15 protein-coding genes are annotated in these 13,179 nt (G+C 58.4%); 8 read left to right on the plus strand and 7 right to left on the minus strand.

Annotated features, from left to right (window positions below):
- Window positions 1-43: 43 nt before the first annotated feature.
- Genes INR77_RS07100 through INR77_RS07115 form a run of 4 tightly spaced genes read right to left on the minus strand, consistent with a single transcriptional unit; the run spans window position 44 to window position 3,011 of the window.
- Window positions 44-640, minus strand: a complete 597-nt coding sequence (locus INR77_RS07100; RefSeq protein WP_223073185.1) for a CoA pyrophosphatase — start codon at window positions 638-640, stop codon at window positions 44-46.
- A gap of 3 nt (window positions 641-643) precedes the next feature.
- Window positions 644-1,192 (minus strand): DUF1285 domain-containing protein, encoded by a 549-nt coding sequence (locus INR77_RS07105; protein WP_223073186.1) that lies wholly within the window; start codon window positions 1,190-1,192, stop codon window positions 644-646.
- A 45-nt stretch (window positions 1,193-1,237) separates the two neighbouring features.
- Window positions 1,238-1,795: a GNAT family N-acetyltransferase gene (locus INR77_RS07110; protein WP_223073187.1), complete on the minus strand. Its 558-nt coding sequence runs from the start codon at window positions 1,793-1,795 to the stop codon at window positions 1,238-1,240.
- Between the two features lie 55 nt (window positions 1,796-1,850).
- Entirely contained in the window at window positions 1,851-3,011 is a 1,161-nt protein-coding gene (locus INR77_RS07115; protein ID WP_223073451.1) for a PQQ-dependent sugar dehydrogenase, read from the minus strand.
- Window positions 3,012-3,052: 41 nt separating this feature from the next.
- Between INR77_RS07115 and INR77_RS07120 the strand changes: the two genes are divergently transcribed.
- The 5 genes from INR77_RS07120 to INR77_RS07140 all read left to right on the plus strand — a co-directional run bounded on the left by INR77_RS07120 (window position 3,053) and on the right by INR77_RS07140 (window position 7,364).
- Entirely contained in the window at window positions 3,053-3,646 is a 594-nt protein-coding gene (locus tag INR77_RS07120; protein ID WP_255573978.1) for a ribonuclease HII, read from the plus strand.
- Between the two features lie 42 nt (window positions 3,647-3,688).
- Window positions 3,689-4,612, plus strand: a complete 924-nt coding sequence (locus INR77_RS07125; RefSeq protein WP_223073188.1) for a calcium/sodium antiporter — start codon at window positions 3,689-3,691, stop codon at window positions 4,610-4,612.
- Window positions 4,612-5,064: a RimK/LysX family protein gene (locus tag INR77_RS07130; protein WP_223073189.1), complete on the plus strand. Its 453-nt coding sequence runs from the start codon at window positions 4,612-4,614 to the stop codon at window positions 5,062-5,064. Before INR77_RS07125 ends, INR77_RS07130 begins: the two co-directional genes overlap by 1 nt.
- A complete protein-coding gene (gene rimK / locus INR77_RS07135; protein WP_223073190.1) occupies window positions 5,061-5,966 on the plus strand; it encodes a 30S ribosomal protein S6--L-glutamate ligase in 906 nt (301 codons plus the stop codon). Before INR77_RS07130 ends, rimK begins: the two co-directional genes overlap by 4 nt.
- 243 nt (window positions 5,967-6,209) lie before the next feature.
- Window positions 6,210-7,364: a site-specific DNA-methyltransferase gene (locus tag INR77_RS07140; protein ID WP_223073191.1), complete on the plus strand. Its 1,155-nt coding sequence runs from the start codon at window positions 6,210-6,212 to the stop codon at window positions 7,362-7,364.
- Between the two features lie 31 nt (window positions 7,365-7,395).
- Here INR77_RS07140 and INR77_RS07145 read toward each other — a convergent pair whose 3' ends face one another.
- Window positions 7,396-7,800, minus strand: coding sequence for a hypothetical protein (locus INR77_RS07145; protein WP_223073192.1), 405 nt, complete (start codon window positions 7,798-7,800; stop codon window positions 7,396-7,398).
- A 332-nt stretch (window positions 7,801-8,132) separates the two neighbouring features.
- Between INR77_RS07145 and folP the strand changes: the two genes are divergently transcribed.
- Window positions 8,133-9,272 carry a dihydropteroate synthase gene (gene folP / locus INR77_RS07150; RefSeq protein WP_223073193.1) on the plus strand — a complete coding sequence of 380 codons (1,140 nt, stop codon included), beginning with the start codon at window positions 8,133-8,135 and terminating at the stop codon, window positions 9,270-9,272.
- A 6-nt stretch (window positions 9,273-9,278) separates the two neighbouring features.
- Here the strand turns inward: folP and INR77_RS07155 are convergent, their stop codons facing one another.
- Both INR77_RS07155 and INR77_RS07160 read right to left on the minus strand, forming a co-directional pair.
- Window positions 9,279-10,049: an SDR family NAD(P)-dependent oxidoreductase gene (locus tag INR77_RS07155; RefSeq protein ID WP_223073194.1), complete on the minus strand. Its 771-nt coding sequence runs from the start codon at window positions 10,047-10,049 to the stop codon at window positions 9,279-9,281.
- Between the two features lie 31 nt (window positions 10,050-10,080).
- Window positions 10,081-11,487 carry a sigma-54 dependent transcriptional regulator gene (locus tag INR77_RS07160; protein ID WP_223073453.1) on the minus strand — a complete coding sequence of 469 codons (1,407 nt, stop codon included), beginning with the start codon at window positions 11,485-11,487 and terminating at the stop codon, window positions 10,081-10,083.
- A 429-nt stretch (window positions 11,488-11,916) separates the two neighbouring features.
- Between INR77_RS07160 and INR77_RS07165 the strand changes: the two genes are divergently transcribed.
- Entirely contained in the window at window positions 11,917-12,039 is a 123-nt protein-coding gene (locus INR77_RS07165; protein WP_223073195.1) for an aa3-type cytochrome c oxidase subunit IV, read from the plus strand.
- 12 nt (window positions 12,040-12,051) lie between these two features.
- Window positions 12,052-13,176, plus strand: a complete 1,125-nt coding sequence (locus INR77_RS07170; protein ID WP_223073196.1) for an NAD(P) transhydrogenase subunit alpha — start codon at window positions 12,052-12,054, stop codon at window positions 13,174-13,176.
- Window positions 13,177-13,179: the final 3 nt, after the last annotated feature.

A 13,179-nucleotide genomic window follows, 5' to 3' on the forward strand; every position in this document is an offset into this window, starting at 1 on the left:
TGTCGCTAAACAGAAAAGCATTAATTGGACAAGCTTCGCGTGATCAGGACGCGTCCCATCCGATGCGTTTCGCCAGATTGGCGATGATTGCGGCAGTCACCCCCCAAATGCGAAAGCCCTCATACTCAAGCTCAAGATAGCTTCGCATCTGACCTTTCCAGAAAATCTCTTGCTTGGTCCAAACATTGGGATCGAGCAGCAGCGACAATGGCGCTTCGAACCATGCCTCAACTTCGCCGGGGCTGGGGATCAGGGGCAGGTCAGGCGGTATCACGGCCAGAACCGGGGTCACATCGAACCCGGTGCCCGTCGTATAAAGATCGCCAGTCCCGATAACCCGAACCTGATCGCGGGGAAGGGCAAGCTCTTCTTCTGCTTCGCGTAAAGCCGCCGTGATGGCATCTTCGCCCGGATCACATTTGCCGCCGGGAAATGCGACTTGGCCGGGATGATCGCGCATATCGCGCGGGCGCTGGGTCAGGATGACACCTGGTTCCGGCCTGTCCGTCACCGCAATCAGAACAGCGGCAGGGGTGAGCCGCTTGTCGCCTGCCAGATTGGCATCGTTGAGCAACTGACCGGACAGGTCTTTGGCATGACCCTCTTCGAAGAGGTCGCTGAGTTTCTGGAAGAGGTCCAAACCCTATCCCAGCAGCGAGAACAGCGCGCCCTGGCTCGACACGATCCAATCATCGCCGCCTGTTTCAATCGCGATTTCGGCAAGCTGGTTATAAGTCGAGCGGTTCAGCCGCGCCTCACACCCGCGCCGCACATGGAGGTAAATCGCAGGCGTTTCCGGATCACCCGCCACGCGAAGAGCGTTGTCAGGGCCAGCGATAACCAGTTCATCTGTATTGATGCGAAATGCAAGGTCGCCATCCTTCGACACGCAATCGACCGCGATAAAAGCCGCGTCCTCAACCTCGATGGATTGTTTTTCAAACGGGGTGACAAGCCAGTGTTGCCCATCATCATCGCGGGTCAAAAGCCCGGCAAAGGCTCGCACCATCGCAGGGCGGCGAATGGGATCACCTTTGTGATACCAGGTGCCATCCTCAGCAATGCGCATGAAGCTGTCGCCGGAGGATTGAGGATCCCATTGCTCCACAGGAGGAAGTTTGCGCTGCTCCACGGCTTGCGCGATTTCAGCGAGGGAAAGTTCAGCGAGATAGGGCGGGGGTTCGTAAGGCATATCAGGCAATTCGATGCCAGATACGACCACAGTAGTGAAGAGGTTTTACCCCTCCCACGGGCCCAGAATACCTTCGGCTGGCATTTGCGAAAGGGCAGGGCCGCGCGCAAGAAGGCGCGACTGATCGTATGGGCCCGGGCATTCCCACCCGCCGGTTGCTGCCGCGCTAAAGCCCCAGCGCCCGTAATAAGGCTCATCTCCGATCAGCACTTGCGGGAAGACGGGCGATCCTTGAGCTGCCATGCGCGCTTCGGCATCCAGCATGGCCGCCATCAGCCCTTGGCCAAAGCCTTCGCCCTGTCGTTCCGGAACAACTGCAACAGGCCCAACCATGATGAGGGGCACGCGGCGCGCTTCTGCTTGGCCATCCTTCTTGGGAAGCAGGCCGATGGGATAGCATTGGATCGTACCGACCAGCATTTCATCGCTATCGACCGCTGCAAAGGACAGCGCATCGAGCCAGTCCATCCCTTCGCGTATGCGATAGGCGGTGCGCGCGGCGCGGTCTTCGCCAAAGCTGCGGTCGAGCAATTGCTCGATCATCTCTGGCGGGACCGCAGAAAGCGGGATCAGACTTGCTGTATCGGGCGAGTTATCTGCCATAGCGCCCCGCGCGCTAGGCGCTTAACGCGGATTTGCCAAGCTCACAAAGTCACGATCACATCGAAAGGCGCAGCACCTTGCCTTCATCGGTGGCAAGCCAGATGCTGCCATCGGGCGCGACATCGATCGAGCGTACGCGACCATCAATGGGATAGCGCGCGGCTTCGGAAGCGTTTTCGCCGTCGATTTCAACCCGGATAAGCGCGCGTGTTTTAAGCCCCGTGATCAGAGCGTCGCCTTGCCAATCGGCGAACATATCGCCTGAATAAAACTGCATATCGCCCGGTGCGATAACCGGGGTCCACCAGATTGCGGGCTTTTCAAAGCCGTCGTCGGGCGAGTGATCGGTGATCGGGTCGCCATCATAGTGCTTGCCGTTTGAACGCTCAGGCCAACCGTAATTTGCACCGCGCTCCACCAAATTGAGTTCATCGCCGCCGGCCGGGCCATGCTCGACATCCCAAAGCCGGCCTTGCGCGTCCCAATCCATTCCCAGAATATTGCGGTGGCCATAGGACCAGATTTCAGCCGTCACGCCGCCTTCATCCGCAAACGGATTTCCGTCGGCTGGCGTCCCGTCAAGGTTGAGGCGCACGATTGAACCCAAGGTGTTCGACGTGTCTTGAGCGGGGGTCAATTTCTGACGATCACCGCTGGCGATATACATATGGTTTTCATCGGGGGAGAAGGTGATGCGGTGCGAATAGTGACCCCGCCCTTCGACCTTAGGCGTTTGCCGCCAGATCACTTCGAGCCCTTCAAGTGCGCAATTGTCCATGGATGGGCAGGCAAGCGTGCCTTTGCCAACGGCTGCGCCGCGCGTCTCGCCATCTTCGCCAAATTCGGCCCAGCTGAGGTAAACGGTGCGGCCATCAATGCTGGCGCCCGCTTCGCTTGGCAGAAAGGCGATGTCGCCAAGCCCGCCCTGGCCGCCGAACGCCACATCGGGCGCGCCCGCTACCGTTGCGGAGGTGCCGCTGGCGGTGTCCATCACTTTGAGGACGCCTTCTTTCTCGGTCACGAACAGCATATTTGTGCCCGGCGCAAACTCAATCGCCCACGGCGTGTCGAATTCGCCCATCTGCGTGATGGTGAGTTCGTTCAAAGGCGCGCTTGCGCTGGTTTCTGTGCTTTCCCCGGTTTCTGCGGTGGCGCAGCTTGCGAGTGCGAGAAATGGGAGGGATGAAAGGGCGGACAGTTTCGTAAAAGTGTTCATGTCCATGCTAACTCCTGAAATGCGAATTGGTGCCAAATTTTGTGACTAATCCCGTTATCATAGGCGTCGATGAGGCGGGGCGCGGCCCTTTGGCTGGGCCAGTGGTGGCCGCTGCGGTGGTTCTGGGCGAAGTGATACCGGGGGGCATCACCGATTCCAAGAAGTTATCCGCCAAGCGCCGGGGCAGCCTTGATCTGGAGCTTCGCGGGTGTTGCCAATGGGCGGTTGCGGTGGTGGAGCCCGAAGAAATTGACGCTGTGAACATCTTTCAGGCGACCATGCTGGCGATGAGCCGCTGTGTGCGCGATCTGGTGACAAAGCTTGATGCGCCGCCCGAAACGGTTCTGATCGATGGCAATATGACACCTCATGGGCGCTGTGAGGAATGGTGCTGGCCTGCGCGCGCAATTGTCAAAGGTGATGCGAAGGAGCCGGTCATTGGCGCTGCCTCGATCATAGCCAAGGAATGGCGCGACCGACTGATGCTGGAGGCGGCTGTGTCGCACCCTGAGTATGGGTGGGAACGCAACAAGGGGTATGGAACCAAAGAGCACCTGGATGCTTTGCAAGCCCATGGACCAACCCCGCTTCACCGACAGAGCTTTGCGCCTGTCGCGCAGGCGAGGTTGTTGTGACCACTCTTGCTTTAATAACCTGAAGCCTTAGGCGAATATCCCATGTTACAAGCGATCCTTTTAAGTCTGGCTGGCCTTGTGGGCCTTGCCATTGGCGGTGAACTTCTGGTGCGCGGCGCGGTGGGCATTGCGCAAAAGCTGGGTGTTTCGACGCTGTTTACAGGCCTCGTGATTGTCGGCTTTGCGACATCCATGCCTGAAATGGTCGCCAGCGTTCAGGCAAGCCTTGCCGGATCGCCTGAAATAGCATGGGGCAATATAGTCGGCTCAAACCTTGCCAATACGCTGCTTATCCTGGGGGCATCGGCTCTGGTTGCACCGATCATGCTCACAGGAACAGGGCGGCGCGATGCGGTGGTTGCTTTGGCGGCGACGCTTTTATTGTGGGGGCTTGCGCTGTCGGGCATTGGCGCGCGGTGGATTGGGGTTCTGCTGCTTGTCCTTATCGTTGTCTATATCGTGTGGCGGTATCGCCATCCGGGCGCAGCGATGCAGGAAGAAGAGAGCGAAGACGGACCGCAAAACGGGGTGATTGCAACCGCGCTTTTTGTCGTTGGACTGGGCATCCTAGTGTTGGGTGGTGATGCTCTTGTGACCGGCGCGATTGAGCTGGCGACGATTTTCAGGGTGCCGGAAACCGTGATCGGCCTGACCGTGGTGGCGGTGGGCACTTCGCTCCCCGAACTCGCCGCTTCAATCGCCGCGGCCCTTCGCGGGAAATCGGCGCTTGCGCTGGGCAATGTGGTGGGCTCCAATATCTACAACATCCTGCTGATCGGCGGGGCCACTATGAGCATAGCGCCCTTCGCGCTTCCGGCAGAGCTTGCGGGCTTGCAAATGGGTCTTTTGACGGCAAGCGCTGCGGCGCTTCTCGCGCTTTTATGGACAGCCAAGAAAATTGGCCGCGCGCTTGGCGCTCTCTTGCTTGCAGCCTTTATCGGCAACGTCGTTTTGGTTTTCGCGTGATGAGCAATACGGACAAAGAGATCCTCGGCTGGCGCGAAATGGTTGGATTGCCAGAGCTTGGGCTTGATGAAATCCCGGCCAAGATCGACACCGGCGCGCGCACATCATCACTTCATGCCGAAGTGCTCGAAGAGATTGAGCGCGAGGATGGCCGCTATGTCCGTTTTGCTGTTGATTGGGACGGCGTTCGTCACGAAGGCGTTGCCATCCATGTCGATGTGCGCGGCATCACCAGCTCCAATGGCGAAACGCAAAAACGCTACGTCATCAAGACGCCTCTCAAGATTGGCAGTCAGCTTTTCAAAGCCGAGATCAGCCTTGCTGACCGGTCTGATATGAAATTTCCAATGCTGATCGGGCGCACGGCACTTCGCCGCCGGTTCCTGGTTGATAGTGGCAACTCATGGCTTACATCGAGCAGGCGCAGAGGCGCGAAAGGGACAAAACCATGAAAATTGCCATGCTGGCGCGCAACGCCAATCTGTATTCACATCAGCGCTTGAAAGAGGCGGCTGAGACGCGCGGCTATGAGCTTGATATTCTCAACACCACGCGCTGCAATGTGAATATCGCCAGCCATCGTCCCACGCTCACGTACAATGGCGATAAACTCGACGGCTATGATGCGGTAATTCCGCGCATCGGTGCGTCGATCACGAACTACGGTCTTGCTGTGCTGCGCCAGTTTGAAATGCAGGGCGTGTGGCCTTTGAACGAAAGCGTCGCGATCGGCCGCAGCCGGGATAAGCTGCGCTCGATGCAGATCCTTGCGAAATACGGGCTTGGTCTACCGCTTACCGCATATGCCAACGATCCCAAGGCAGCCGAAGAGATTATCAAGGCGGTGAAGGGCCCTCCGGTGGTCATCAAACTGCTTGAGGGCACGCAAGGCATCGGTGTGGTTCTGGCCGAAACGATGTCGAGCGCGAAGTCCGTAATCGAGGCGTTTCGCGGGGCGAACGTCAATATTCTGGTGCAGGAATTCATCGCCGAAGCAGGCGGCACAGACATCCGCGCTCTGGTCGTGGGCGGGAAAGTCGTTGCTGCAATGAAGCGCACAGGCGCCGCCGACGATTTTCGCAGCAACCTCCACCGCGGCGGCAGCGCTCAGCTTATCAAGATCACGCCGGAAGAACGCTCGACCGCCGTGCGCGCGGCAAAGCACATGGGGCTGAACGTGTGCGGGGTTGATATGCTGCGGTCCAACCACGGCCCGGTGATTATGGAGGTCAATTCCTCCCCCGGTCTTGAAGGGATCGAAAAAGCCAGCGGCAAGGATGTTGCAGGCACAATCATCGACTTCATCGCCCAAAACGCCAAGGCAGGCAGGACCAAAACCAAAGGTCGCGGTTAAGCGCTCAAAAAATTTACGCTACGCCAAAATCTGAGTCCTCAACGCAACACCCCCCATATCTGGAGTCCCGCGTTTGATGAGGGACTCAATATGGTGTGGGGCCCCGATTTGTTCCGCCCGACACTTGGGGGTGTTTACTAAGCATTAACCATAAGGCCCCAGAAACTAAGCGCTTGACGCAGGAAGCCTGAGGACTCATCCCCTGTGGATAAGTTTGGCGAATAGTGACCTCTGGGGCGAAATATGGGCGTGATCGAAACAACAAAACAGCGTGTAAAACGGGGCGCAAAGTCCCCGAAAACGCTTAGTGCGCAGGAGACGCGTGCGCTGCTGCCATTGGGGCAAATCCTTGATGGCGATTGCATCGAAGCGATGCGTTCGATCCCAGACAATTCCATCGATCTCGTGTTCGCCGACCCACCGTACAACCTGCAACTTGGCGGCGACCTCAATCGCCCTGATGGCAGCGAAGTCGATGCGGTTACCGACCACTGGGACCAGTTTGAAAGCTTTCGCGCTTATGATGAATTTACAAAAGCTTGGCTGATGGAGGCGAAGCGAATTCTGAAGCCGGACGGCGCGCTTTGGGTGATTGGTAGCTACCATAATATCTACCGCGTTGGCGCCATCCTTCAGGATATTGGCTTTTGGATTTTGAACGACATCGTGTGGCGCAAAACCAATCCCATGCCCAATTTCAAAGGCACGCGGTTCACCAACGCACATGAAACTTTGCTGTGGGCGAGCCAGGGTGAAAAGTCGCGCTACCATTTCAACTACCGCGCGATGAAGACACTGAATGACGAGCTGCAAATGCGCTCTGACTGGGTCCTGCCGATTTGTTCGGGAAATGAGCGCCTCAAAGAAAACGGGTCGAAGGTTCACCCGACGCAAAAGCCGGAAAGCCTGCTTTATCGCGTTCTTTTGGCGACGACCGAAAAAGGCGACGTGGTGCTTGATCCGTTCTTTGGAACGGGCACAACCGGCGCGGTTGCCAAGCGTTTGGGCCGCGAATGGATTGGCTGTGAGCGTGAGGGCACTTATCGCCAGGCAGCGCTTAAACGCATCGAGAAAGAATTGCCGCTCGACGAAAGCGCGCTCACCACGATGCAATCGAAGAAGACCGCCCCACGCGTTGCCTTTGGTGCAGTGGTCGAAAGCGGGCTGATCAAGCCGGGCAGCCAGGTGTTCGACAAAAAACGTCGCTGGTTTGCAACTGTGCGCGCGGATGGATCACTTGAATGTGAAGGTAAAGTCGGCTCGATCCATGGTGTCGGCAAAGACCTTCAGGGCGCGCCTTCATGCAATGGCTGGACCTTCTGGTATTATCAGGACGGCGATGAAATGAAGCCCGTCGATGCCGCGCGTGAGCTTTATCGCCTTGCCAATGAAGATTAAGGCGCAAGCGATCTTAATCAGGCCCTCTAGCTCAGCGGCGGGCAGACCTTAGCCCGTTTTCCTTGCGACGCCGACCAAGGGCGATACTCACAAGAGCCAAGCCGAGCAGCGTGAGAACGCCGGGCGCTGGAACTTCGCTGCCCGTACTGGCGCCGGAACCGCCTGAGCCGCCAGAGGTCGAACTGCTCGACGAAGAGCCTGAACTGTTCGTTGAAGTCGAGGTGATCACCGTTTGAGACGAGCCGGTCCCGGTGGATTGCGTCATTGCACCTTTGGCGTTCTGGCCGCCGAAGGTGAAGGTTTTGGGCTTGTCCGATGCGGTAGTGGCGGAGGCGGTGTTGTCGCCATCCGTTTTATCGCCCAGAAATTGCAAGGCTGAGACAGGAGACGCCGCCAGTAGGGCAGCCGCGCTAAGGATAAGTACGGGTTTGTTCATTTCCTAAAGCCACCTGGGTAAATCCACTCAATGCTGATTAAGCAGTAAGCGTGCCAAAGTGCGCAAACAGCGATGATCTGCGGTTTTTATGGTTAACGAAAAGGATGTTTGCGTATCAGCTGTAAAAATCTCCGACGCGATTTTGGTAAAGCGTGAGGGGCAAACTAGCCTGTGAAATGTCGACCTGTCCTACAATCTTAGCTGTTGCTAATGCTGGAAATTATGCAAAGCTTTCGCACATCAACGACCGCCTTTTGCGCAGGTCTTGGCGGCGAAGAATTTTCTGCCTTTGAACAGTGTCTCAAGTGTCTCAAACCGGACCCGATCACCCTATGACCGCTAGCATTTACCTCCACCCCATTGGCCTATCAAACTCGCCGCAGGCCGAAAGCACTGGCGATGGACCGGGCGCGATCCGCTTGGCGGGGAGCATGGTTTATGCCAGCCGCTTTGCGCTTGTGGTGCGCGAAGGCGGGAAGGTGGTGCACCGCCGAATATTCGCGCTTGCCGAGGCTGAAGGCGCTTTGGCGGAACCCGGCGGTACACTTGCGGCAGAGGCGACACGCCAATGGGCCAACCTTCAAAAAGTGCACGCGCCCCTGCAATTGGGAGAGCGCACCATACGCCTCGACCAGCCACAGATTATGGGTGTGCTTAACGTCACGCCCGACAGCTTTAGTGATGGCGGCGAGTGGCTGGAAAAACCCGATGCGGGCCGCGCTCATGCTGCCTCCATGCTCGAAGCGGGCGCGGCGATCATCGACATTGGCGGGGAGAGCACGCGTCCCGGCGGCGCTGCGACTTTTGAAGGCGATGAGATCGAGCGTGTGGTGCCAGCGGTCGAATATTGCGCGGCCATGGGCGCAGCGATCAGCGTCGATACACGGCGTGCTGGCGTGCTGGAAGCCGCGCTCTCCAAGGGCGCGCATATGGCAAACGATGTGTCGGCCATGCGGTATGACCCGCGCATGGTGGAGCTGGTGGCGAGCGCGGGCTGTCCCGTCATTCTGATGCACGCACCGGGAACGGGCGAGGATTTGCACTCGAAAGATGGCCTTTCGGGTGGCGATTATACTGATGTGGTGAGCGATGTGTTCGATACGCTCAAGCACAGCCGCGAAAAAGCGATTGCAAGCGGGATTGCTGAGGATCGCATAATGATCGACCCCGGCATCGGCTTTGGCAAAACGCTGGGTGAGAATTTGGCGCTTATCAATGCGCTGCCGTTATTTCACTCCCTTGGAAGCCCGCTGCTGCTGGGGATGAGCCGCAAGCGGATGATTGGGGCGCTAAGCCGCGAGGAGGGCGCGCATGAACGGCTAGGCGGCTCGATTGCGCTGGCTATGGCGGCGATGAATGCGGGCGCGCATATGCTGCGTGTGCATGATGTCGCAGAGACGGTGCAGGCGCGGAATGTGTGGCGCGGAATGCGCGATGCGGCGCTCACCGATTTTAGCACCTTGCCACAGTGATGCTGGTTACAGGGTGAATCCGCCGTCGCTCACCAGCACGTGCCCTGTGATGTTCGATCCCGCATCGCTCAGCAGATAAAGGATCGACCCCGCAATTTCCTCAGACGTGGCAAAGCGGCCATTGGGAGTGGTTTTGGACATCCGCTTGATCGTTTCCTCGCGGCCGATTGCTTTGACGCTGGCGTTAAAGTCCTCGCCCGTCTCCCAAATGGCGGTATCGACACCGCCCGGTGCGATCGCGTTGACGCGGATGTTCGCGCCAGCATTCTCCATCGCAGCGATACGCGCCATATGAGAAACCGCCGCCTTCGCAGCGCCATAAGGACCAATGCCAGGAACAGGCTTCACCCCGGTGGAAGAGCTCGTGATGACCGCGCTGCCGCCCGTATCCTTGCCGTTTGCCTTGATCGCACGAAGGCCAGCACGAAGGGTCAGGAAAGCGCCATCCAGGTTGATCGCCATAACCCGGCGCCATTCTTCAAAGGAGAGAGCATCAATGGTGCCATACCCGCCAACACCCGCATTGACGATGACATGGTCGAGGCCTTGGAGCTTTGGCTCAATCGCATCCCAGAGAGCTTCGTCGGCAACGCTACCAGTGACGCATTCGACCTCGCAATCAAGGTCGAGCGCGGCCATGCCTTCGGCGTCAACGTCGACAAGGATAAGCTTGGCTGCACCGCGATCAGCCAAAAGCGTCGCACAAGCAGCGCCAATTCCGGAAGCTGCGCCCGTGACAAGGGCAGTGCGCCCTGCGAAATCATTGAGAGTAGTCATGCGCCACCGCTACGGGTGAGAACGCCAGAGTTCAAGCGGCGTTGTCGATGCCGAGGTCCGAAAGCTTGCGGTAAAGCGTCGAGCGACCAATGCCGAGGCGGCGGGCGACCTCTGTCATACGGCCCCGGTAATGGCCGATTGCCAAGCGGATCACATCGGCTTCAATCTCTTCCAAGGGGCGCAAATTGCCGTCTTCGGTATAAAGCATAACGCCCACACCCTCTTGCTGAGCCGACAGGCCAGTGCTTTCGAGTTCGCCGATCATTTCGGAGAGCTGCGGGAAGCTGTCAGAGCTAAGCGTATCGCTCTCGCAATAGACAGCTGCGCGGAACAAGACCGATTGCAACTGACGCACATTGCCCGGCCAATCATAGGCCGCAAGCAGCTGAAGCGCGCTGTCGGAGATGGACAGGTGGGTAAGCCCCGGCTGCTCGCCAATGCGGGCGAGAAAATGGCGGGTGAGGGCGGGAATATCGCCGGTGCGTTCCCTCAGCGGTGGGAGCTTCACCCGCGTCGCGCCGAGCTTCTGCGCGAGGCTTGCATCGAAGACGCCGCCTTCGATCAGTGGCTCCAACGCCATATTGCTGGCAGACAAAATGCGCACGTCCACGCGGAAGCCATGGGCTGCACCAACGGGGCGAACGATGCCCGTTTCAAGCGCGTCATTGATGCGGGTTTGCACGGCGATCGAAAGGCGGTCGATCTCGTCGAGAACCAGAGTGCCGCCATCGCAATGCTGAAGCGCGCCGATCTGGCGGTCGAAGGCTCCGGGAAAGGCGTTGGGCTCATGCCCGAAAAGCACCGATTCTACCGAATTGGGCGGAACACTTGCGATATTGATGATGCGCAGCGGTTCTTTTGCGCGCGGCGAAGCTGCGTGCATGGCGCGCATGAGCATCTCTTTACCCGTGCCGCTTTCCCCTTGGATCAGCGCATGAGCATGGCCGCGCGCAGCCTTTGCCGCTTGCGCAAGAGCGGTGCGAAAGGTGGGCGCTGTGCCAATCATAGCATCGAAATCGAGGCTCGCCGACATCTTCTCGGTTAGCGGGGCAAGCTCGTCGCGCGGCGCTTCTTTCGTAGTTACAGCGCGCAGGGCTTCCATCAGGCGGTCAGGCGATACGGGCTTGACCAGATAATCGCTCGCGCCTGCGCGCATGGCTTCGACCGCGAGCAGCGGCGAGGCGCTGGTGGTAAGCATCAAAATCGGAAGCGCGGGGCGGCGTTCCTTAAGCTCGGCGATAAGCGAGCAGGCATCATCGCCGGGCACCCATTGGTCGAGCAGAATCGCAGAAAGCTGCATCCCTTCGCGCGTGCCAAGCATGGCAATCGCGGTTTCTGCGTCGCTTGCGACCACTGTCCGCCATCCGTCTCGCGCAGCAATTGCGGAAATCAGACGACTTTGCGCAGGCTCATCATCAATCAGCATGACAATGCGCATTTCGCTGTGCGATTCGCACGCATCGCCAGATTCGAGATCTGAAATAGCAAGCGCGCCGGTATCAAGATCGCCAACACAAAGGCCGTCAACCGCCTCAGAAACAGGCAAAATGTCAGCGTTTTTGTCGCTTTGCGCCATAGATGTCGGCCCTGGTTGTTCCATGCCCCGGCAAACGTCCCGGGGTAAGACGAGAGCTTGGGCATAAAGGAGCCGGGTAAAGACAGAATTAAGGCTGTTGCGATTGGCGCGTGCCGGTGCAATGTCATCGCGCTTCGAGCCGCGCGGGAACCGCTGGCTGCCTTGATGGGTTGAGCTAGCGCAGTACCTTCGATACGGGGTTCGGGGAATGACACAAACCTAGCACCTTGCACTGGTGACAAAACCATCCGGTTGGCTCAGGCGAGGGCAGTAGTTGAAGGGATTGAGAAAATGGCCGCGAATGACATCGACAAGGCGCGTTCCACTTACGAGAGTTTCATGGGCACACTTAAATGGACCGTGCCACTCATTGCGATCATCGCGTTTGTCGTCGTTGTGATGATCGCGCCATAGGGGCGTTACTGAATGAAAATTGCTGTTCTGAAAGAGCGTAGTCCGGGGGAGACGCGCGTTGCGGCCACTCCTGAGACAGTCAAAAAGTTTATCGGGCTTGGTACTGAATTCGCGGTGGAGAAAGGGGCGGGTTTGACCGCTTCGATCACCGATGAAGCGTACGCACAAGCCGGGGCCAGCGTTGGCACGGCTGCGGCGACGGTCAAAGGCGCTGACATTGTCCTTAGTGTGCAGGCGCCTGACGTGACTAAGCTTAAGGGAGCCAATGCAGGGGCAATGGTCGCTGCGCTGTTCGACCCCTTTCAGAACGGCGATGTACTCGATGCCTACGCGAAAGCAGGCTTTGAGGCGCTTTCGATGGAATTCATGCCGCGCATCACCCGGGCGCAGTCGATGGACGTGCTTTCGAGCCAATCCAACCTCGCTGGCTATAAGGCCGTGATCGCAGCGGCAGATACATATGGCCGCGCTTTCCCGATGATGATGACGGCAGCGGGCACGGTTCAGGCGGCCAAATGCTTTATCATGGGCGTTGGCGTTGCGGGTCTTCAGGCGATTGCAACCGCGCGGCGTTTGGGCGCTCAGGTGTCCGCAACCGACGTTCGTTCAGCGACCAAGGAACAGATCGAAAGCCTTGGCGCAAAAGCGATTTTCGTAACCGAGGTCGAAGGCATCGAGGGCGAAGGCGCTGGTGGTTACGCAACTGAAATGAGCGATGAGTACAAGGCTGCGCAAGCCAAGCTTGTGTCCGAACACATCGCCAAGCAGGACATTGTGATTACCACCGCATTGATCCCTGGACGCGCCGCGCCTGTGCTCATCACTGATGAGCAGATCGCGACGATGAAGCCGGGTAGCGTGATTTTCGACCTTGCCGTTGCGCAAGGCGGCAATGTCGAAGGCTCAAAAGCCGATGAGGTCGTGGAAAAGCACGGCGTCAAAATCATCGGCTATGCCAACACACCGGCGCACCTCGCAGCAGACGCCTCGGCGCTGTTTTCGCGCAATCACTTCAACTTCCTTTCCGCCTTCTGGGATAAGGAAGCGGGCGCACCGATGCTCGACGAAGAAATCGGCGATGCGATCCGCCTGACCAAAGGTGGTGAGATCGTGAATGAACGGCTGAAGGGGGCCTGATCA

Source organism: Erythrobacter sp. SCSIO 43205, assembly GCF_019904235.1.
Classification (GTDB): Bacteria; Pseudomonadota; Alphaproteobacteria; order Sphingomonadales; family Sphingomonadaceae; genus Erythrobacter.